The sequence below is a fragment of the Bacillus pinisoli genome, from assembly GCF_023036475.1.
GTDB classification, from domain to species: Bacteria; Bacillota; Bacilli; order Bacillales; family SA4; genus Bacillus_BS; species Bacillus_BS pinisoli.
In genome coordinates, this window is the sequence record NZ_JAJQKI010000010.1 from 53378 (window position 1) to 75916 (window position 22539).

Here is a 22539-nt window from a genome sequence, read left to right on the forward strand (position 1 = left end):
GACGACACTGTCGTCAGTTTTTATTTGGATGAAGTATTCAAATAAGGCAGAAAATAAGTTCAGAAAATTCTAATATTATTGACGAGAATGTTTCCTATATGAGATATTAAATCTGTAAATAAATGGAGGTGTTGCTAATGTTGGTTCAGGAAAATGAGGGGGCTTATCCATATAGTGAAAACGATTTAGAAACAACTTTATTAATGCCAAGTTACCGTGTAGAGTTGAGAAATGCACAAAATGTAAAGGATCAATTTTTAAATGCTAATTTAGTAAATGACTGGTCACAGCTTTCGTGGAAGGATGTTGGGCGTCCGTATGAAGTCAAAACAGTGGCGAAGGATCGTACTGATTGGGAATTTGAACATCAACAGGAAATGCCAGTAAAAACCTCTTGGGAATTCTTTAATAGGTCCTTTCATGAATGGTTTGTTAAAGACGTCCCTGCTGAGTTAGACAGAAATTTGAAAGCGCTTTCTGGCCATGTGAAACAATTCCGTTTCGGTGAAGTAAAAGAAGCAATAGGTGATCATATAAAGCTAAGACTATGGAATTATGTACATCGGATCGAGGATGGAATATGGGATCCAAGAGGGAAGCGAGCATTATTTGAAGGATTGGATGTTCAAAGACCTAAAATTTTATTTTTAGGTGCTGCAGAAGGTTATGAAGCTATGCAGCTTGCCGCGATGTATCCGGGGGCTGAAGTGGTTCTTGTTGATTATGATGATTACTGTAAAACACATCGTTTTCAGGAATTCCCAGATTCCTATCCATTCTTGGGAACGAACTTAGCAACAGGTAGTACAAAAGTGTGGTATAAAGACCAGCTTACTATTGAGTATGTCGTGGATGATATTAGAAATCTTAAATATGGAAAAGAATTTGATATTGTCTTAAGTGTTGGATTACTTGAGCACGTTCCTGATGAACATAAACCTGATATCCTCGAAATGCATAGAAAGTTTGTTAAACCTAATGGTTATATTATTATGACGACACCAAGAGATCAAATGAAAACAAGGCTCTATTATAAAATAATGGCAGATGTTATGAATCACACGTACCGAGAACTTATGAATATTCAACAGATGGGCTTATATGTGTATGAAGCAGGATTTGATATAGTACGTCATGGCTATATTAAGGTTCATAATGGAATTATTGCTAAATCTAGATAGATTAATAGATGTTCACTTTTGCAGAGTGAACATTAGATGTTAGACAAGCTCTAAAAATCTATTAAATTACTCATAGAGTTAACTACTGATTCGTATACTTTTACTATCGGTTAATATTTTTTAGTATAGTTTGGTAACTTTTTCAAAATTGTTACTTGAATTTTCTGATAAAAGTAGTATATTGAAGATAGGGTTACATACCAACCGGTTAGTAAGTTGAAGGAGGGAAAGAAATGAATTTTGAGTACTCTGATAAGGTGAAAGATTTACAACAAAAGCTATCCAGCTTTATGGAGGAGCATGTTTATCCAAATGAGAAAGTTTATGAAGAGCAAGTAAATGCTCATGAATCAAGATGGTCAGCTGTTCCTGCCATTATGGAGGAGTTAAAGGATAAGGCAAAAAAAGAGGGGCTTTGGAATCTGTTTCTCCCTGAGAGTGAATATGGGGCAGGTCTAACAAATAGTGAATATGCGCCGTTATGTGAAATTATGGGTAGATCTCCTATAGGACCAGAAGTATTTAACTGTAATGCTCCAGATACGGGGAATATGGAAGTACTTGTTCGTTACGGAAGTGCAGCCCAGAAAGAAGAATGGTTAAATCCACTATTAGAAGGTAAGATTCGTTCATGTTTTTCAATGACAGAGCCAGATGTTGCTTCTTCAGATGCTACCAATATTCGTGCAAGTATTATAAGAGATGGAGATGAATACATCGTAAATGGTCGTAAATGGTGGTCATCTGGAGCAGGAGATCCTCGCTGTGAAATTGCTATTGTGATGGGGAAAAATGATGAAAATGCTCCAAAATATGAACAGCAATCGATGATATTAGTCCCTTTAGATACACCAGGTGTGACAATTAAAAGAGTTTTACCTGTGTTTGGTTATGATCATGCACCACATGGTCATGCAGAGATTCATTTTGAGAACGTTAGAGTCCCGGCTACTAATATGATTTGGGGTGAAGGGAAAGGTTTTGCTATTGCACAGGGGAGACTAGGACCTGGAAGAATCCATCATTGTATGAGATTAATTGGGGCAGCAGAACGTGCACTCGAGCTTTTATGTAAGCGTGTTCAAGAAAGGGTTGCCTTTGGGAAGCGTGTTGCCGATCAGGGAGTTGTCCAAGAATGGATTGCCAATTCAAGAATCGAAATTGAACAAGCAAGATTATTAACGTTAAAAGCTGCTTATATGATGGATACAGTTGGTAATAAAGAAGCAAAAGCAGAAATTGCCATGATTAAGGTAGTTGCTCCTTCTATGGCGCTAAATGTAATTGACCGTGCCATCCAGGCATTTGGTGCTGCTGGGGTTAGTGAAGACTTCCCATTAGCATCTATGTGGGCTAACTCTAGAACATTACGATTAGCCGATGGTCCAGATGAGGTTCATAGAGCACAGCTTGCAAGATTAGAGTTAAAGAAGTATAGAGATTAGTAGAAAGAAAGGGGTGCCTTTGTATGCATGTTAAACAACTATTTGATTTAACGGGTAAAACAGCAATAGTTACAGGCGGAGGAAGAGGACTGGGGGAACAAATTGCTCTTGGGTTTGCTGAAGCTGGAGCCAATGTAGTCGTCTGTTCAAGAAAAGTGGAAGCCTGCATGGAGGTCAGTCAAAAACTGCAAGAGTTAGGTGTAAAATCCTTAGCATTGAAATGCGATATAACAAATCCAGATGATGTAAATCATCTAGTACAGGAAACGTTAAAGGAGTTTGGCACTATTGATATCCTTGTTAATAACAGTGGAGCAACCTGGGGAGCACCAGCAGCAGATATGCCGTTAGAAGCTTGGCAAAAAGTAATGAATACAAACATTACTGGTACCTTCCTAGTATCTCAAGCGGTCGGGAGAACAATGATTGAACAAAGGTCCGGGAAAATTATTAATATTGCTTCCGTTGCAGGCTTAGGTGGTACAAATCCTAAGTATATGGATACGATTGGTTATAACACGAGTAAAGGTGCTGTCATTACATTTACGAAAGATCTTGCGGTGAAGTGGGGGCAATACAATATTAATGTAAATGCTATCGCACCAGGATTCTTCCCAACAAAGATGTCGCAAGTGTTAATTGAGAGAGGCAGAGATCGTATTTTGGAAACAACTCCACTTGGAAGAGTGGGAAGTGACCATGACCTTAAAGGTGCTGCATTATTCCTAGCATCTAATGCATCAAACTTTGTAACAGGTGATGTACTCATTGTAGATGGTGGCTCACACGCAATGTAGGGGAATCAATTAAGAGTTCACAGGAGGTGAAAAAAAGTGAGGCTTAAAGGGAAGGTATCTGTAGTAACAGGTGCAGCATCCGGAATTGGAAGAGCAACAGCACTTGTATTCGGGAGAGAGGGTGCCAAGATTGTTCTTTCTGATGTTGACGAGAAGAAGGGAGCAGAAACCCTAGAAGAAATAAAAAAATTAGGGTATGAAGCCATCTTTGTTAGGACTGATGTTTCCAAGGAAGACGAGGTTAAGCTGCTAGTCCAAGAATCGGCCGAGGCATTTGGCGGTATTGATATTCTTTTTAACAATGCTGGAGTGGGCAACTCCAACGTTAGGCTAGCTGATCTTTCAGTAGAGGAATGGGACCGGGTAGTTGATATTAATCTAAAAGGTGTATTTCTAGGCATGAAATATGTTATTCCTGAGATGATGAAGCGTGGGGGCGGATCCATTATTAATACCTCCAGCCTTTTAGGATTTAAAGGTAAGAAGTATTTAGCACCTTATAATGCGTCTAAAGGAGGGGTCATACTTTTGACGCAAAATGCAGCTGTTGAATATGGGACTAAAGGAATTCGTGTTAACGCAGTGGCTCCAGGAGTTATAGATACACCTATTGTGGATCAGTGGAGAGAGGATGACCGAATTTGGAAAGCCGTTACAACTTCTAATGCCCTAGGAAGAGTCGGTACCCCAGATGAAATTGCCAACACGGTTTTATTCCTTGCTTCAGATGAATCATCGTATATTACCGGAACTAGTATCCTTGTTGATGGTGGAGCTTTAACCTATTAAGTCTAGGCTATTCATTACCGAAAATGAAATTGATAAAAAAATATATTCTACAATTTTTGGGAGGACAATGTTAATGAGTACTAAATCTTGGTTGAAAAATTATCCAGACCATATAGCTACAGAAATAGAGATTCCCAACAAGACAATGCCTCAAATTCTTCAAGATACCACACAAACATATCCAGATCACAATGCATTAACTTTCTATCATAAAAAAATTTCATACCGAGAATTATCTACATTAGTAGGAGCCTTCGCTTCCGCATTACAACAAAATGGCGTGACTAAGGGAGATCGTGTCGCTATCATGCTCCCAAACTGCCCACAATATGTCATTTCTTATTATGGAACATTGACTGTCGGGGCAATCGTTACGCAGTTGAACCCTATGCTCGTCGAGAGAGAGCTTCAGTATATATTAAATGATTCTGGTGCAGAAACAATCGTCATTTTTGATGCCTTATATCCTCGCTTAAAAGCGATTCAATCTGAGACTAGTGTGAAGAAAGTAGTCGTTGTAAGTCTTCAACCTACTGAACAAACGTTCACACCAGACCTTATGTTTGAGCAATTTTTAGCTGCCGGAAATGGAAAAGTGAGTTATGTAGATATTGATCCTGCAGAAGACGTAGCCATTCTTCAGTATACGGGAGGAACCACAGGGCGTTCAAAGGGAGCTATGCTCACACACCGTAACCTCGTTGCCAATATTTATCAATGTGTAGAATTCTATAAAGACGACCTTCAATTTGGTCAAGAGCGGTATTTAACAGTTATTCCATTATTCCACGTATTTGGCATGACAGCTTGTATGAATTTTGCAATCTTTACGGGATCAAGCAGTATTCTATTACCTCGTTTTGATTTGCAAGAAGTATTAAACACAATCCAAGCGGAAAAACCAACTATTTTCCCAGGAGTACCTACGATGTATGTAGCTATTACAAATCATCCAGAAGCAGAAAAATACGGTATTGATAGTATCCGCATTTGTAATAGTGGAAGTGCACCAATGCCAGTAGAGCTTCTACGCGAATTTGAAAGAAAAACGGGAGCTAGAATATTAGAAGGGTATGGATTATCAGAAGCCTCACCAGTTACTCACTGCAATCCTAATTTTGCAGAAAGAAAACCAGGGACAATCGGTATTGGATATCCATCTACAGAATATAAAGTTGTGGACCTAGCTGAAGGTATAACTGAAGTGGATCCTGGTGAATTAGGTGAACTAATCATCCGTGGTCCTCAGGTGATGAAAGGGTATTGGAATATGCCAGAGGAGACAGCTAATACCTTACGTGATGGTTGGCTGTATACAGGCGACATTGCTAGGATGGATGATGAAGGGTATGTATCTATCATGGATCGTAAGAAAGACATGATTATCGCTGGTGGTTTTAATATTTATCCTCGTGATATAGAAGAAATTCTATACGAGCATCCCGCGGTTATGGAAGCTGTTGTAGTTGGAGTTCCTGATGAATATCGTGGGGAAACCGTTAAAGCGGTTATCGTTCCAAAGGCAGGAAAAGAAGTCTCAGAAGATGAAATTATTCAGTACTGTCGTGAGAATATGTCAGCTTACAAGGTTCCAAGATTAGTAGAGTTTAGAGCAGAGCTTCCAAAAACAAGCGTAGGCAAAATATTACGTCGTGTGATAAAAGAAGAATTATCAAATAAGCAAACAAATTAATAAGGAGGGGGAGAATTCCCCTTTCTTATAGGCTCTTTTCTAAAACTTTGTTACATTTAATCTACTTTATCTTGGTCAAGCCTACTTTTTAACGATAAATGCTGTATTTTATCGTTATGAAAAAGAGCCTACTTATAAAGGAAAAACATACCTTTTTGTGGTATAATCGCGAAAAAAACTACTAGAGGCAAGGGGACAAAAAGGTGAAAGAGCGAATTACAGAACAAAGCATACGTCTATTTGAAAAGAAGGGATTTACAGAAACATCCATTCAAGATATTGTGGACAGTCTTGGGGTGACCAAGGGAACTTTTTACTATTATTTTTCCTCTAAAGAAGAATTATTGATGGATATCCATATTAGCTATATTAATGATCTTAATGCTCAGCAGGAATTGATTTTAGGAGACACGACTAAAAATTGTAAAGAAAAGCTCTATGATATCGTCTATATGCTTATAAAAAACATTGAGTTAGATGGACCAAGCGCTAGGGTATTCTTCCGTGAAATGAGAAATTTAAGCGAGGAACATTTATCTGAAATTATTCCTAAGCGTGATCGTTTCCGATTAAATTTACAAGGTTTGCTAGATGAGGGGAAAGATAAAGGAGAGTTTACACAAAACCTCAAATCAGATATTGTTGCGTTCGGCATTTTAGGCATAGCTAACTGGAGTTATCAATGGTTCAATCCAAGTGGTAAAACTTCTGATCAAGAAGTAACAAATATTTTTGTTGATATGATTCTACAAGGAATTGAACTTAGGTAAGGCCCTTTTAAACAATTTAGTTTGTAACAGGTATATGAATTTTATTTAGAAAAAGCTTCTATCTTGAAAGAAAGATGGGAGACTTATAATCACTACATACCGACCGGTTAGTAAGGGGGAATAGAGACATGAATCAAATTGAAAGAATATTGGTAGTTGGAGCAGGTCAAATGGGTCATCAAATTGGGATGTTAGCTGCACTTGGTGGGTATACAACCACCATTCAAGATGTCAATGAGGCAGCTCTACAAAAAGCAGAAGCAACATTACAGGGGATTATGAAAAAATGGGTGGCTAAAGGAAAGATAACAGAGGAAGCAAAGCTCGCGGCATTTGCAAAACTTCATTTTTCTGTAGATTTAGAGGAAGAGGCTAAAAAAGCGGATTTTGTCATTGAGGCAGTCGTAGAGAAACTAGACGTGAAGAGAGAGGTATTCAGAAAACTTGATCAGTTAGCACCTCCTCATGCCATCCTAGCCTCTAATAGTTCGACTATAGTAAATTCTTCAATTGCTGAGGTAACTAATAGAGCTGATAAAGTTTGTAATATGCATTTCTTTTTCCCGCCGCTTGTGATGGATTGTGTGGAAGTAGTAATGAGTGAACAAACTTCAGAAGAAACGGCTCAGTTGACGATGGAAGTTTGTAAGCGAATGAATCGTACGGGTGTACTTCTAAAAAAAGAAATTTCGGGCTTCATCGCAAACCGGATTCTAGGTGCTCTCCAACGTGAGGCAGTTTCCTTATATGAATCAGGAATTGCTGATTATAAGGATATTGATATTATTTGCCGAAAAGCTTTAAACCATCCGATCGGTCCGTTTGAGTTAATGGATCTATCAGGTATTGATGTAGGGTACTATGTGATGCAACAACGATTTGCAGAGACAGGTGATCCTGCAGATCAACCACCAGCATGTATAGAAGAAAAGGTTAAGCAAGGCCATTTAGGACGTAAAACAGGAAAAGGATTTTATGACTATGAACCAGTTGAGGTGAAGAGATAATGGCTGAATTTGTTACATTTGAAAAACTTGATGGAGTTGCGATTGTAACCATAGATAACCCTCCGCTTAATGTGATGAGTAAGCAGGTGGCACTAGAGTTAGGTAATATTTTTCATGAGCTATCAGCAGATGAAGAGGTTGTTACCGTCCTTCTTACGGGGGCTGGTGAAAAGGCTTTTATGGCTGGTGCTGATATTAAGGAATTTCCAAACCTTATGAAAAATCCTGATATGAAAGCATCTATTATGCAATCTCATGCCATTTTGAATGCTATTGATCAATTTGAGAAACCAACCATTGCTGTTCTTAACGGCATGACATTCGGAGGAGGTTGTGAGCTAGCACTTACTTGTGATCTTCGGATAGCTGAAGAGCATACTTTAATTGGTCTACCTGAAATTAAGCTTGGACTTTTTCCGGGAGGTGGCGGGACTCAAAGATTGCCAAGATTAATAGGAGAAGCAAAGGCAAAGCAATTGATGTTCACTGGTGAGCCCATTACAGCAAATAAAGCAGAACAAATTGGGTTAGTAAATGAAGTTGTTCCTACAGGTGAGGGTGTAAGCTATGGATTGAAGGTTGCCCGTCAGATTAGCAGACATTCCCTTCAAGCACTTTCTCGTATTAAAAAGGCTGTTGATGAAGGAGTGGAAATGCCACTAGAAGCCGGAATAGAAAGAGAAGCAGAATTATTTACAGAAGTTTTTCAAACAGAAGATATACGTGAAGGTGTTACTGCCTTTATTGAAAAAAGAAAACCTGTTTTTACTCATAAATAGAGGTGAATGAATTGAATTATGAAATAGAAGTCGTTGTGCGTTTTGGTGAGACTGATGCGTTAGGTCATGTTAATAATGCAAGCTACTTCGTCTATCTAGAGGAAGCACGAGTTCGTTTCTTTCAAGAGCTAGGATACCCAATGGAAACGAAAAATTGGAACTTTATACTGGCGTCAACGAAATGTGATTTTGTTGATCAAGCATACTTTTCACAAGCTCTTAGGATTATTACAACGGTCTCACATATAGGTACAAAAAGCTTTACTTTACATCATGATATTGTAGATAGTCTAACTAAAAAAGTGATTGCAAAAGGGACTGCTACCATCGTTTATTTTGATTTTCATGAACAGAAGAGTGCTCCAATACCTGAGAGCCTACGTAACCAACTAGAAGGTTTTGTAGCGATTAATTAATCTAAATACAGAAGGTGAGTTTATGAACAAGATAAACCGGACTCTTGACACAATTCCTGTGCGAAAGGGTGAGCAATTAGATGAGAAGGAATTATTACGATTCCTTCAAACTCATTTCGAATTAGACAATCAACCTCTAGAAATTAACCAGTTTGGTGCAGGTCATTCTAATCTAACGTATGAACTAAGGGTTGGGGAGTGGGAAGCTGTTTTACGACGTCCTCCTCACGGACCTGTAGCACCTAAGGCCCATGATATGGGGAGAGAATATAGCATTCTTAAAGATTTACACCCAGTGTTTCCACTTGCCCCAAAGCCTTATATATTTTCTGATCAGCCTTCTATCGTTGGTAGTCCCTTCTATTTAATGGAAAGAAGAAGAGGGTTCGTTTACGATACCACATTCCCGAAAGAGCTTGAAGTAACGAAAGAACTATGTCACGGATTATCTGCGTCGATGGTTGATACATTAGTGGAACTCCATTCGATAGATTATAAGAAAACAAAGTTAGTAGAGATGACACAGCCTGATGGATTTATGGAAAGGCAAGTTCACGGTTGGATTGGACGTTATGTAAGGGCAAGAACGGACGATATTCCAGGAGTGGAGGAACTTACGACATGGCTTGCGACGAATATTCCAACTTCACAGGCTCCAACCATTATCCATTATGACTACAAATTAAATAATGCCATATTTTCTTATGACGATCCAACAAAGATGGTAGGTTTGTTTGATTGGGAAATGACGACTGTCGGGGATCCTTTAGCGGAAGTGGGAGCGGCGATGAGCTACTGGATTGAAAAGGATGACCCAGAGTTATTAAGTAAAGGACCGGGCAAAGAGCCAGTAACCGTTAATGAAGGATTCTACACAAGGCAGCAATTCGTGGAGGAATATGCAAAAAAGAGTGGTAGGGATTTGTCTACTATTCACTACTATACAACCTTTGCTTATTTTAAACTGGCAGTTATCTGTCAACAGATCTATTACCGTTATAAGCAAGGCCAAACGCAGGACCCACGATTTAAAGATTTACATGTCTTTGTGAAAAGCTTGATTACCTATGCTCTTACGACAAGAAAGGGCTGGGAATAGGGATAAGAAATGGGGTCTCTCCATGATAAAGGTTCATGTCATTCTGAAGAAAGAGGATATAGACGAGCAAGAAATGAGCTCTGGCAAGATTGCTGTTGTATTTGATGTATTATTGGCAACTTCAACCATAACAGCTGCCCTTCAGTTCGGAGCAAAGGAAGTAATCCCTGTTTTAAATGGTGAGGATGCAAGAAGATTCGGAGCTGGTTTATCTAATCAGGAACATGTATTAGTTGGAGAGTATGAAGGAAAAACAATTGAGGGTTTTCTTGATCCTAACCCACTAGCTTTAAAGGAACAGATAAATGGGAAAACCGTTATCTTATCAACGACGAACGGAACAGTGGCGATTAACAAGTCAAGGAAGGCAAAACATGTTTATGCTTGCTCTCTGCTAAATGGTGAAGCGGTAGCCGAGCATGTCCTCAAGACACGTCAGGAAGAAACCATCGTGGTCGTGTGTTCAGGTTCTTCTGGTCAATTTTGTTTAGAAGATTTCTTTGGAGCAGGTTATTTTCTAGATTGCCTATCGAAAAACCACTCACTTGATTTAACAGATTCCGCTAAGGCAGCCTTATTATTTTTTAGAAGTTATCAAGACCATGCGATTACCACACTGACAGATACAAGAGTAGGTCAGATGTTAGAGAGGGTTGGATATTCCGAGGAAATAGATTTTGTTTCCCAATGTGGAATCTTCCCGGTCGTACCAGTATTACAGGGAAATAGTCTTAAAAAGGAGATGACCAAAACATGGTAACAACAAAATCTAATCAATATGGAGGAAGTTTCCTCTTTCAGACCATTGAAGCGAAGGAGTTGTTTACTCCGGAAGACTTTACTGATGAACACCGAATGATTGCCTCAACTGCCAAACAATTTATAGAAAAAGAAGTTGCTCCTTATCGTGATGATATTGAACATCAAGATTTTAAAAGAGTAGTAAATCTCTTAAGGAAAGCGGGAGAACTAGGCTTATTAGCTCACAGTGTGCCTGAATCCTATGAAGGATTAGGTTTAGATAAGGTCAGTAAAGCACTTGTTGGAGAAGCAGTTGGTCGCTCGAGTGGCTATGGTGTGGCCCATTCAAACCACACTTGTATTGCCACTTTACCTATCACTTATTTTGGGAATGAAGAGCAAAAGCAAAAATACTTACCTAAATTAGCATCAGGTGAGTATCTAGGAGCGTATTGTCTTACTGAACCGGGATCAGGTTCAGATGCCTTAGCAGCTAAAACAACAGCAAAACTTAACGAAGAAGGTACTCACTATATTCTTAATGGAACTAAGCTATATATTACGAATGCCGTATTTTCAGATACTTTTATCGTCTATGCAAAGGTAGATGGAACAAAGTTTACGGCCTTTATTGTAGAAAAAGATTTTCCAGGATTATCACTTGGACCTGAAGAAAAGAAGATGGGGATTAAAGGTTCATCGACTCGATCTGTTATTCTTGAGGATTGTTTAGTACCTGTAGAGAATCTATTAGGGGAAATTGGGAAAGGTCATGTGATTGCGTTAAATGTGCTTAATTTGGGGAGATTTAACCTAGGCGCTGCAACAATGGGGGGCGCTAAGCATGCTCTAGATACAACTATACAATTTATTCAAGAACGTCAGCAATTTGGACGTAGGATAGCGGATTTCGGTGCGACTAAAGAGAAAATTGCAAAGATGGCAGCTCGTATTTATGCGGCTGAATCTCTTCAATACCGTACTGCTCAACTACTAGAGGACGTGTTAGGAGATTTATATAATTCTACTAACCTTGGGGAAATTGGTAAGGCTCTAATGGAGTATTCGATAGAATGTGCATTGTGTAAGGTATATGGTTCAGAAACATTAGACTATGTAGTAGATGAGGCGGTTCAGCTTCATGGTGGAGCTGGGTTTATACAGGAATATAAGGTTGAGCAAATGTACCGCGATTCAAGGATTAATCGAATTTTTGAAGGGACCAATGAAATTAACCGTTTATTAATTCCTACCCATGTACTTAGAAAAGCACTTAAAGGAGAAATTCCACTACAAGAATTAATTACGAAAGCTCAGCTTGAGCTACAGTCTAATCCTAATACAATCGAAGGGCTATTAGGTAAGGAAAAAGAAGCAGTCGCAACAATACGCCGTATTTTCTTGCTTCTTACAGGGATGGCTTATGAGAAGCTAGGTGAAAGAATAGTTGAAGAACAAGAAATTGTCATGCGTTTATCTGAAATTGCCATTACCTTATTTGCTACAGAATCAGCGGTTCTGCGCTCCGAAAAAGCTGCTTTAAAAAATGGAGAGGAAAAGGAACAGTTGAAAATAAAACTAGCGAACTCCTTTGTTGAAGATTCAGTTATTGAAGTAGAGGGAATTACAAGAAAAATTGTAAGCGGGTTAACGAATGAAGAAGAACAACAAGCCGTATTCCCTCTTATTCATCAAGCATTAAGTCGTTTTCAATCAACCGGATTTATTCAAAGAAACCGTGATATTGCAGATTCTTTATATAGCGATAATCAGTACACTTGTTAAATGATTCATATGTCATAACTCATACCGATAAGGGGAAATGAAAAACTTAAAAAGGGGGATGATGCTGATGAGATTTAAAGAAGCCGTTGCTGTCGTCACTGGTGCTGGTAGTGGAATTGGTGAAGCGACAGCCAAGCAATTAGCAAACGAAGGTGCAAAGGTCATTTTAGTGGGAAGAACGAAAGCTAAACTTGATCGAGTTGCAGCAGAACTGAATGAGTTTTCAGCTCAGTGTGCCGATGTTTTTGCTGCTGATGTGACAAAGGAAGAGGATGTTAAAAACTTGGCTCACTACGTAAAAGAAACATATGGAGACCTCCATGTATTAGTAAATAACGCAGGTGGGTCTACTCATAACAATATTACGAAGCTTTCTATCGAGGATTGGGACCAGGTTCAAAATGTTAACTTGAGAAGTGTTTTCCTGGTGTCAAAATTTCTAGGTGAAGTAATGGTTGAAGGAAGTTCACGAAATGGCATACAAGACCGAGCAATTGTAAATGTGGCCTCTCTTTCCGGGCATAAAGCGGGTGCACACATCCCTCACTATAGTGCAGCAAAAGCAGCCGTCATTAATTTCACAAGAGCACTGGCATATGAATTTTCACAATTTGGCATTCGTGCAAATTCTGTTTCACCTGGATTTGTAGAAACGCCACTAACTGAACAAGGCTTACAAAATGATAGATTCGTAGAAGCCATTAAGAGAAGTACAGCGTTGAAGCGCGTCGGCAGACCTGAAGAGATTAGTAGTGTAATCTGCTTTGCTGCTTCAAAGGATGCATCCTATATGACCGGTTCTGATTTACTAGCTGATGGTGGATGGTTGATTGTATAGGGTGTTTCTTATATCTGCAACGAATTGTGCGGTAAGATCCTAAAATATAAGGAGTGAATCGAATGTCCACAGAACATTTATTAATTCATCAAAACGGTCCTGTGCTTTCTTTAACATTAAATCGTCCAGAGAGCTTAAATGCATTTAGTCCAGAGATGATCCTAGGATTAACAAACGCCTTTAAAAAGGCTGCAGAAGATGAAGAAATTAGAGTAGTCGTACTTTCTGGAGCAGGAAGAGCCTTTACTGCTGGTGGAGATGTTAAAACAATGGGACAAACGTCGCCAAAGGCAGTATATGATCATATCGGAAAATTAAATGAACTTATCATCACAATGAAAAACTTACCTAAACCAATTGTTGCTTCTGTGCACGGATTTGCAGCAGGAGCGGGCTTTAATTTAGCCTTAGGAGCTGACCTAATACTAGCCGCTGAAGATACAAAATTTATTTTAAGTTTTGCTCAAGTTGGACTTATCTCCGATGGTGGAGGATTATATTTCTTACCTCGTCTTATAGGTCCAAATCGTGCGAAGGAGTTATTCTTTAGTGCCGAGCCATTACTGGCAGATCGAGCATTGGAATATGGAATTGTAAATCACGTTTTTCCACTAGAATCATTAAAAGATGAAACGATAAGATTTGCCAATAAGCTTGCTAATGGTCCTGGAGTTGCTTATGGAATGGTTAAAAAATTAGTAGATCAAGCAGGCCAATCGACTCTCGAAGAAATGTTGGAACAAGAACGAATTACTCAAGCAATGATGGTCACGACAACCGATCACAGAGAAGGTGTTCAAGCATTTGTAGAGAAACGTAAACCATCATTTTCAGGGAGGTAATGAGATGAAAGCCGTTCAATTTAGTCAATATGGTGGACCGGAAGTATTAGAAATGGTGGAGCTAGAAAAGCCAACTCCTGGTGCAAATGAAGTAGTTATTGAAATAAAAGCTATTGGGGTTAATTATGCGGATACGGCTAGAAGAGAAGGACAATATGTAGTACCGACTCCACTTCCTTTCGTACCGGGGGCAGAGGTTGCTGGTGTTGTAGTGGAAGTAGGATCGGAAGTGACTTCGGTACAGATTGGGACAAAGGTCGTTACTTTATTAGGCAGTAAAAAAGCAACTGGTTACGCAGAGTATACGATTGCAGACGAAAGAGGGCTTATCCCACTACCAGAAGGAGTAGATTATAATCAGGCAGTTGCTCTTCCTCTACAAGGTCTAAGTGCGTATCATGTATTAAAAACAATGGGGCGGTTAGAAGAAGGGGAAACCGTATTAATCCATGCTGCTGCAGGTGGTGTTGGAACGATTGCTGTTCAACTAGCAAAGTTATTTGGAGCAGGTAAAATTATCGCAACTGCTAGCACGAGTGAGAAATTAGAATTGGCCAGAGAGCTAGGGGCAGATGTAGTTATTAACTACACGGAAGAAGATTGGGTAGAACAAGTAAAAGCAGCCACAGGTGGAAAAGGCGTCGACGTGGCGCTGGAGATGGTAGGAGGAAAGGTATTTAACCAAACGCTGAACTGTTTAGCTGCATTTGGTCGCCTTGTTGTGTTCGGTGCCGCTAGTGGGGAACAGAGTAAATTAACTCCTTCTGTACTCATGGGGAAAAACCAATCAGTAATCGGCTTCTTTTTGCCACAAATTATGAAAAAGCCTGCACTCATGCAGCAAAGTCTGGTTGAATTACTAACCTACTTACAAAAAGGGCAATTAAAACTTATTGTTGGTGGAGTGTTTCCTTTAAGTGATGCAATTCAAGTACATCAACTACTACAATCGAGAAAAACTCAAGGTAAACTTGTGCTGGTTCCATAATTTAGAGATTAAAACGATCTTTTTGGTAACAAGAAGGTCGTTTTTTTATAGATACATAGTGAATTGCACACAAATTCAGGATAATCGCACAGTACATGAGAGTAATTGCACACTAGTTCACTTGAATTGCACAAAAACTCAAGTTAATTGCACAGAACTAGTTTTTTTTACATCCTCACTAGTATATTTGCCGCTGCACACGAATATATTACAACATCTTGCAAGCGTTTACATAAATATAAACTTGTACAGGAGGAGATGAAGATGAGAACTACTCATTATGAATTTTGGCCGAAAGGATTAACTACAACTCTAACCGTTCCAGAGACAACTATTTATGAAAACTTAGAATATACAGCTAAGCGCTATCCTTCTAAGACGGCTATTTATTATTATGGTGGAGCACTATCGTATAAAGAGTTATTCCTTCAGGTCAATCAGCTTGCTGGGTATCTTGAACATGAAATCGGAGTGAAACGAGGAGATCGGGTTCTACTCTTTATGCAAAACTCCCCACAATTTGTTATTTCCTTCTATGCAATCTTACGTGTAAATGCCATTGTTGTTCCGATTAATCCAATGAATACTCCTGATGAACTAAGATTTTATATACAGGATGGAGATATTAAGACTGGACTAGTAGGCCAAGAATTACTACCTAGTATACAACCACTTGTTAAGACCTCGAGTTTACAATCTATCATCATCGCTTCTTACAATGAATATGCTGACTTAACTGAGGAGATTAACCATATACCTTTAGAAGTTTCAAGCCCTTCTGTAGTTTATCAGGAACAAGGCTTTTATAATTGGCTGGATTGTCTGAATGGTGATCGTGAGCCTTCAACGTATCAAGGAGACAGTAATGATATAGCAGTCTTACCTTATACATCAGGTACAACTGGAGTACCTAAAGGATGTATCCATACAAATAAGACGGTTCAAGCTAATATTTACGGTGCCTATCATTGGTCTGGTGCAACGAGTGATAGCGTGCATCTCATGACCTTACCGTTATTCCATGTAACAGGAATGGTCCATAGCTTCCATGCGCCCATTCTAGCAGGTGGTTCAATGGTTTGTATGACAAGATGGAATCGAGATCTGGCGGGACATTATATTCAAAAGTATAAATGTACACATTGGGTCAATATTAGTACAATGCTCATTGATTTCCTATCAAACCCAAATCTTTCATCCTATAATATCTCTTCACTTGCAGCCATTTCTGGAGGGGGAGCTCCTTTACCGGCAGCGGTAGGAGAAAAGTTGCACAATTTGACAGGTCTACAATTTGTAGAGGGGTACGGTTTATCGGAAACTATTGCACAGACTCACTTTAATCCACCAGACAGACCTAAATTACAATGCCTTGGCATTCCTTCTTTTGATGTTGATGCTCGAATTGTTGAAACAAATACGTTAAGAGAACTTGGGGTAGGGGAAGTAGGAGAAATTGTAGTAAATGGACCACAGGTCTTTAAAGGCTATTATAATCGCCCGGAGGAAACGGAAGCTTCGTTTATTACGTTGGATGGAAAAAGCTTCTTTCGAACAGGTGATATAGGAAGAGTAGATGAGGAAGGATACTTCTTTATGGTTGACCGTTTAAAACGGATGATTAATGCTTCAGGGTTTAAAGTCTGGCCAACAGAAGTAGAATCATTATTGTATGCTCATCCAGCTATTCAACAAGCATGTGTAGTTGGTGTTCCTGATGAGAAAAGGGGAGAAACGGTAAAGGCGTTTGTCATCCTTCAGGCAGGGCAAGAAGGACAGGTAACAGAAGAAGAAATTATAGAGTGGGCAAAAGAAAGAATGGCTGCTTACAAGTATCCTAGAATGATAGAATTTCGTCAGGACTTCCCTAAAACCAGTAGCGGGAAAATTTTATGGAGAAAACTTCAAGAAGAAGAACTGGCTAAACTGAGTAGTTAAAATGAAGCGCCGAGCCAATGAAGAGCTCGGCGCTGTTTTAATTAGGCTCTTTTCTAAAACTTTGTTGTTTTTCAAGCTAATTTCTCTAAAACCCACCCTATTTTGTACGCAAAACTAAAGTGATAATTGTTAGAAAAGAGCAACTCTCTCTATTTAAATCACTGGACATTGTACTACCGAGTAAAAATCCGGCAATTGGGATTTTTACGAAAGCAACAATCTTTACAAAAACAGCCTTTAATCATTTAAACGTGAAATAAATGTTTCCATTCGATCTAAAGCTTCCTTTAAAACATCCATGGAATAGGCATAAGATAGTCTTACATAACCTTCGCCAAATTCGGAGAATGCATCACCAGGCACAACCGCAACTCTTGCTTCCTTCACCATTTGTAAAGCAAAGTCAAAAGAGGTTAACCCAAATTTCTTAATAGAAGGAAAGAAATAAAAGGCACCGGTAGGCTTTATTGTTTCGATGCCCATATGTAATAAACGATTATACACATATTCCATTCTCTCCTGATACTGTTTACACATCTCAATGGCATCGTCTATCCCATTTGTTAACGCTTTATGAGCAGCCTTTTGTGAAATAGTTGTTGCGCATGATACGTTATATTGATGAACCTTTAACAGGTGTTGTGCAATATTGGCAGGAGCCATTAAGAACCCAACACGCCAGCCTGTCATAGAATGTGATTTTGACAAACCATTGATTACAATCGTTTTCTCTCTCATTCCTGGCAAACTTGCAATGGAGTGATGTTGATTTGCGAAAACAAGTTCACTATATATTTCATCAGAGAGAATGAAGAGTTCCTTGTCTTTAACAAGAGAAGCAATTTCTTCTAATTCTTCTTTAGAAAGTGTTACACCGGTTGGGTTAGAGGGATAAGGTAAAACAATACATCTCGTTTTGGTTGTTAAATGAGATTTAATTAGATCCGCAGTCAGTTTAAAATCATTTGCACGAGTATCGACGTGAACCGGTGTAGCCCCACAAAGTTTAATAATTGGCTCATATCCTGGGTATACAGGCCCCGGTAAGATGACTTCGCTACCTTGGTCTAGTATGGTTCTAAAGGCACAATCAATTGCTTGACTAGCTCCAATGGTAACAATAATTTCATTTGCTGGATCGTAGTTTAATTCATACTTTGTCTTTACAAATTGGGAAACAGCTTCTCTTAACTCAGGAAAACCGGCATTATGAGTATAATTTGTAAAATTATCTTGTATTGCTTTTATTCCTGCTTGTTTGACATGTTCAGGAGTTGGGAAGTCAGGTTGTCCAATCGTTAGAGATATTACATTTTCATACTCTGACACCATATTGAAAAACTTTCTAATCCCGGAAAGCTGTATATCTTTTACGTTAGGATTAATTAAATGTTCCATTGTTTCACTCCTTTGAAAATGCGATTTATTCTAGAAAAAAGATAGGGGAAGTTCCCCTATCTATTAAAATTGAAGTTTTTCTTCAATATAAGCCTTTAGCTCATGTATGGAGATACGTTCTTGTTCCATTGTATCTCTGTTTCTTACTGTAACAGTTTGATCTTGCTCAGAATCAAAGTCATAAGTGATGCAGAACGGAGTACCGATTTCATCTTGACGACGGTATCGTTTACCAATTGAACCAGATTCATCATAATCGACCATAAAATGTTTAGCTAAGTCTGCAAATACATTTCTTGCTCCCTCTGAAAGCTTTTTAGAAAGAGGAAGGATAGCTGCTTTATATGGAGCAAGAGCTGGATGTAATCTCATGACTGTTCGTGATGTTCCATCTTCTAGCTGCTCTTCTTCATAAGCATCAATCATAAACGCAAGCGTCACACGGTCTGCTCCTAATGATGGTTCTATACAGTAAGGCACATAGCGTTCATTTGTTTCCTGGTCAATATAATTAAAGTCTTCCCCTGAAAACTCTGCATGTTGCTTCAGATCATAATCTGTACGGGATGCAATTCCCCATAGCTCTCCCCATCCAAATGGGAACTTGTATTCAATATCTGTCGTTGCATTACTGTAATGAGATAGCTCATCATCAGAGTGGTCACGAAGGCGGATATTTTGCTCTACTACACCTAAGGATAGTAGCCATTTCTCACAAGTTTCTTTCCAGTATGTGAACCATTCTAATTCTTCACCTGGCTTACAGAAAAACTCAAGCTCCATTTGCTCAAATTCTCTAGTACGGAATGTAAAGTTACCAGGAGTAATTTCATTCCTAAAGCTCTTACCGACTTGACCAATTCCAAACGGAAGCTTTTTTCTCATAGAACGTTGAACGTTTTTAAAGTTAACGAAAATTCCTTGTGCTGTTTCAGGGCGTAAGAAGATTTCGTTTGTACTTGATTCCGTTACACCTTGGAATGTTTTAAACATTAAGTTAAATTGACGAATTCCCGTGAACTCAGCGCTTCCACATTCTGGACAAACGATATTGTGTTCTTTAATTAACTCTTCCATTTTCTCAAACGGTAGCCCATCCACAACTAGTTCTTGTCCTTTTGCTTCAAGCGCATTTTCGATAAGTTTATCAGCGCGGTGCCTAGCTTTACAATTCTTGCAATCAATCATTGGGTCATTGAAATTACCAATATGTCCTGATGCTTCCCATGTTCTAGGATTCATTAGAATGGCAGCATCAAGTCCAACATTATAAGGGGACTCTTGGATGAATTTACGCCACCAAGCTCTTTTAATATTGTTCTTTAATTCTGTACCCAAAGGACCGTAATCCCAAGTGTTTGCCAGGCCACCATAAATTTCAGAACCAGGAAAAACAAATCCTCTATGTTTTGCATGTGCAACGACTTGCTCCATTGTTTTACTCATCAAAATCTCTCCTTTTTCAATAAACAAATAAAAAGCTCCCGTCCACTAGGCCAAATTTAGCCTAGGGACGAGAGCATATCTCCCGCGGTTCCACCCTAGTTGGTTTGTATGGTACAAACCCTCTTTTCATCTTTCACTCAGGAATGCCGTTTCACTATTCGTCATGTTCAGGCTTACACTGTCCCTGAATCGCTAAGCATGAGAGGAGTAGCTACTATTAGTCCGTCATCGTTACTATAATACATAATATTACCAAACTAAAAAAATAATAGTCAATACACAGTTGTTTATTTTTTATAGGATTTATTAAATTAATTATTCAGGAGGAATTAAAAATGTCTAGAAGAAGACGCCCACTAGTTCCAGGAGCAAGAGACGGATTAGATCAACTCAAGGCTCATGTAATGAATCAAAATGGATTTAAAATAGATTCACACCATCCTGAACAGGCAAAAGTTGAAATGGCAAATGAGATTGGTGTTCCACTTAATAAAGGTGACAATGGTAACTTAACATCTAGAGAAGCTGGCAAGGTGGGTGGACCAATCGGTGGAAATATGGTGTCAGAACTGATAAAAATGGCAAAGAATCAGCTCAACCGTCCTGAATAGAGTAAAAAGATCCCGCTACGACATCGTAACGGGATCTTTTTATTCTTCTGAGAACATGTAAGTTCGATAGTAGAACCTAATGCTAAAAATTAATCCGAGAGCAAACATGTTACCAACTAGCGAACTACCACCGTAGCTAATAAAAGGGAGTGGAATACCTGTGATGGGTAGCAATCCGATTGTCATTCCAATATTTTGAATGACATGGAAACCAATCATACAAATAACACCTACACAAATATAAGAAGCAAAGTCAGAATTGGATAACAGCCCAACTTTAGTAATGTGATAGAGCAGTAAGAAAAGTAAGCAAATGACAACTGTAGCACCGATAAAACCGTATTGCTCTGCAACTACTGCAAAGATAAAATCAGTATGGTTTTCAGGTATATATACTTCATTTTCACCTATTCCTTTTCCTGTCAGCATGCCAGACCCGATAGCCTTAAGAGAATTTAATAAGTGATAGCCGTCTCCGCTACTATACGTGTATGGATCAAGCCATGAGTATATTCTTCCGAATTGATACTTTCTAACATTCAAGTATTTTTCTAATAGTTCGGGAGCCTGTAGTACTAAATAAAAGATGGTAGAAGCAGCAGCAATAATCGTTGTGAAAATAGGAAGTAAAATTTTCCATGTAATCCCTGACATAAAGATAAGGCCTACTGTGATGACCATCATGACAAGAGTTGTACCTAAGTCAGGTTGAAGCATAACGAGCCCCATTGGTAAGATCGCCACAAAAGTAATTTTTCCGAGTAATAAGAAATCGGTCTGGATTGTTCGATACACATTTTTCTCATTATGCTTTGAGATAATATGGCTTAACATAATGATGAGACAGACCTTAGTAATTTCCGAGGGCTGAAAGGACCCAAATCCAGGTAATATAAACCAGCTTTTCGCACCATTTACTTTCGGTGCAATTGAGGCAGGTGAAATAAACAGTATAATTAAAATCATGATACTAAAACCATACAAATACCATGAAAGTTTTCTAATCTGATCCGGCTCAAACACCATTATTCCACCAATTATACAAATACCCACGACATACCAAATAATCTGCTTAAGTAAAAAGTTTTCTCCATATTGAGAAGACGTTGTTTGGGCACTGTACAATGCTATACAGCTAGCACAAAAAAGTAAAAATAATAAAAAGGCAAGAACATAATCAAATTTTGTTAGTTCCCTTGATGAATTCATTTCTTAATCCCTTCTTTTAACGCATATTAATCTACTATTATTTTCCCAATGACTTAAAAGACTGTAAAGTACTATTTTATTTATTTAGGCTCTTTTCGTAAAGATTGTTGTTTATATTTCATATTAATGGTAGCGCCTTGGAACAACACGTCTATGGAATTTAACCTCACCAATACTAAAAAATTAGAAAAATAGCCATTCAATAAGAGGATTTCTACTCTTTCTTATGGAAATGTATTGAAACTTATTTTAATCTATATCGTATTTATTAAACGCTCTATTTTTAGAAAAGGTTATATCCTTCATCAGTAATATCCCTCACAAGAATTCTTATTGAGGTAGATAAAGTACTCTATAACTTATTCAACGTTTAAGAGTATAATAAAAAAGGAGTGTTAGGATGAATATGTTCGGAGGGTCACCATTTGGATTTGATTTGTTTATGACGGTAATACCGCTCATAGTGGTTGGTGGAATTCTTTACGTAATCATTAAAGGAATGACCACATGGATGTCTAATAATGCTGCACCAGTTCTAATTGAACAAGCGAAGGTGCTTTCAAAGAGAAGTCAGACATATGGTGGTGGAGACACTCAAGCTAGAACTGCCTATTTTATTACGTTCGAGTTGGTGGAGTCTGGTGATAGATTAGAGCTTCAAGTATCTGGGAAGGAATCTGGTTTACTAGTTGAAGGTGACCGGCGAGAACTGACCTATCAAGGTACAAGATATAAAGGTTTTAACAGAAAGTTGTAATGACAGAATC

Annotated in this window: 21 protein-coding genes; 18 read left to right on the plus strand and 3 right to left on the minus strand. The window is 38.6% G+C overall.

Annotated features, from left to right (window positions below; translation table 11 throughout):
• The first annotated feature begins 137 nt into the window (after positions 1 to 137).
• The 16 genes from LT143_RS14695 (at position 138) to LT143_RS14770 (ending at position 17108) form a co-directional block, all read left to right on the plus strand.
• Positions 138 to 1181 carry a class I SAM-dependent methyltransferase gene (locus LT143_RS14695; RefSeq protein WP_246943976.1) on the plus strand — a complete coding sequence of 348 codons (1044 nt, stop codon included), beginning with the start codon at positions 138 to 140 and terminating at the stop codon, positions 1179 to 1181.
• 233 nt (positions 1182 to 1414) lie between these two features.
• Positions 1415 to 2626, plus strand: coding sequence for an acyl-CoA dehydrogenase (locus LT143_RS14700; RefSeq protein WP_246943977.1), 1212 nt, complete (start codon positions 1415 to 1417; stop codon positions 2624 to 2626).
• 23 nt (positions 2627 to 2649) lie between these two features.
• Positions 2650 to 3423 carry an SDR family oxidoreductase gene (locus LT143_RS14705; RefSeq protein WP_246943978.1) on the plus strand — a complete coding sequence of 258 codons (774 nt, stop codon included), beginning with the start codon at positions 2650 to 2652 and terminating at the stop codon, positions 3421 to 3423.
• Between the two features lie 36 nt (positions 3424 to 3459).
• A complete protein-coding gene (locus LT143_RS14710) occupies positions 3460 to 4212 on the plus strand; it encodes an SDR family NAD(P)-dependent oxidoreductase (protein ID WP_246943979.1) in 753 nt (250 codons plus the stop codon).
• A 73-nt stretch (positions 4213 to 4285) separates the two neighbouring features.
• Positions 4286 to 5905, plus strand: coding sequence for a long-chain-fatty-acid--CoA ligase (locus tag LT143_RS14715; RefSeq protein ID WP_246943980.1), 1620 nt, complete (start codon positions 4286 to 4288; stop codon positions 5903 to 5905).
• A 203-nt stretch (positions 5906 to 6108) separates the two neighbouring features.
• Entirely contained in the window at positions 6109 to 6675 is a 567-nt protein-coding gene (locus tag LT143_RS14720) for a TetR/AcrR family transcriptional regulator (protein ID WP_246943981.1), read from the plus strand.
• Between the two features lie 128 nt (positions 6676 to 6803).
• On the plus strand, positions 6804 to 7682 hold the full coding sequence (locus tag LT143_RS14725) for a 3-hydroxyacyl-CoA dehydrogenase family protein (RefSeq protein WP_246943982.1): 879 nt from the start codon (positions 6804 to 6806) through the stop codon (positions 7680 to 7682).
• The gene (locus tag LT143_RS14730) at positions 7682 to 8461 is read left to right on the plus strand and encodes an enoyl-CoA hydratase (protein WP_246943983.1); all 780 of its coding nucleotides are present in this window, start codon (positions 7682 to 7684) and stop codon (positions 8459 to 8461) included. Before LT143_RS14725 ends, LT143_RS14730 begins: the two co-directional genes overlap by 1 nt.
• 11 nt (positions 8462 to 8472) lie before the next feature.
• Positions 8473 to 8877: an acyl-CoA thioesterase gene (locus LT143_RS14735; RefSeq protein ID WP_246943984.1), complete on the plus strand. Its 405-nt coding sequence runs from the start codon at positions 8473 to 8475 to the stop codon at positions 8875 to 8877.
• Positions 8878 to 8899: 22 nt separating this feature from the next.
• Positions 8900 to 9976 carry a phosphotransferase family protein gene (locus LT143_RS14740; RefSeq protein WP_246943985.1) on the plus strand — a complete coding sequence of 359 codons (1077 nt, stop codon included), beginning with the start codon at positions 8900 to 8902 and terminating at the stop codon, positions 9974 to 9976.
• A 22-nt stretch (positions 9977 to 9998) separates the two neighbouring features.
• Entirely contained in the window at positions 9999 to 10736 is a 738-nt protein-coding gene (locus LT143_RS14745) for a 2-phosphosulfolactate phosphatase (RefSeq protein WP_246943986.1), read from the plus strand.
• Complete coding sequence (locus tag LT143_RS14750) at positions 10730 to 12502, plus strand: acyl-CoA dehydrogenase family protein (protein ID WP_246943987.1); 1773 nt, start codon at positions 10730 to 10732, stop codon at positions 12500 to 12502. The genes LT143_RS14745 and LT143_RS14750 overlap by 7 nt, the downstream gene beginning before the upstream one ends.
• Before the next feature lie 67 nt (positions 12503 to 12569).
• A complete protein-coding gene (locus LT143_RS14755; protein ID WP_246943988.1) occupies positions 12570 to 13340 on the plus strand; it encodes an SDR family NAD(P)-dependent oxidoreductase in 771 nt (256 codons plus the stop codon).
• 62 nt (positions 13341 to 13402) lie between these two features.
• Positions 13403 to 14182, plus strand: a complete 780-nt coding sequence (locus LT143_RS14760; RefSeq protein ID WP_246943989.1) for an enoyl-CoA hydratase/isomerase family protein — start codon at positions 13403 to 13405, stop codon at positions 14180 to 14182.
• A gap of 4 nt (positions 14183 to 14186) precedes the next feature.
• On the plus strand, positions 14187 to 15170 hold the full coding sequence (locus LT143_RS14765) for a quinone oxidoreductase family protein (RefSeq protein ID WP_246943990.1): 984 nt from the start codon (positions 14187 to 14189) through the stop codon (positions 15168 to 15170).
• 264 nt (positions 15171 to 15434) lie between these two features.
• Positions 15435 to 17108: a long-chain fatty acid--CoA ligase gene (locus tag LT143_RS14770; protein ID WP_246943991.1), complete on the plus strand. Its 1674-nt coding sequence runs from the start codon at positions 15435 to 15437 to the stop codon at positions 17106 to 17108.
• 237 nt (positions 17109 to 17345) lie between these two features.
• On the opposite strand, the gene LT143_RS14775 is transcribed toward LT143_RS14770, so the two are convergent.
• Together LT143_RS14775 and LT143_RS14780 are read right to left on the minus strand one after the other, a co-directional pair.
• A complete protein-coding gene (locus tag LT143_RS14775) occupies positions 17346 to 18506 on the minus strand; it encodes an aminotransferase A (protein ID WP_246943992.1) in 1161 nt (386 codons plus the stop codon).
• 63 nt (positions 18507 to 18569) lie between these two features.
• Positions 18570 to 19952: a glycine--tRNA ligase gene (locus LT143_RS14780; protein ID WP_246943993.1), complete on the minus strand. Its 1383-nt coding sequence runs from the start codon at positions 19950 to 19952 to the stop codon at positions 18570 to 18572.
• A 335-nt stretch (positions 19953 to 20287) separates the two neighbouring features.
• Here LT143_RS14780 and LT143_RS14785 point away from each other — a divergent pair, with 335 nt between their 5' ends.
• Positions 20288 to 20563, plus strand: coding sequence for an alpha/beta-type small acid-soluble spore protein (locus tag LT143_RS14785; protein WP_246943994.1), 276 nt, complete (start codon positions 20288 to 20290; stop codon positions 20561 to 20563).
• Between the two features lie 39 nt (positions 20564 to 20602).
• Here the strand turns inward: LT143_RS14785 and LT143_RS14790 are convergent, their stop codons facing one another.
• Positions 20603 to 21772, minus strand: a complete 1170-nt coding sequence (locus LT143_RS14790; RefSeq protein WP_246943995.1) for an FtsW/RodA/SpoVE family cell cycle protein — start codon at positions 21770 to 21772, stop codon at positions 20603 to 20605.
• A gap of 400 nt (positions 21773 to 22172) precedes the next feature.
• On the opposite strand from LT143_RS14790, the gene LT143_RS14795 reads away from it, so the two are divergent.
• The gene (locus tag LT143_RS14795; protein WP_246943996.1) at positions 22173 to 22529 is read left to right on the plus strand and encodes a DUF2500 domain-containing protein; all 357 of its coding nucleotides are present in this window, start codon (positions 22173 to 22175) and stop codon (positions 22527 to 22529) included.
• The last annotated feature ends 10 nt before the right edge of the window (positions 22530 to 22539 follow it).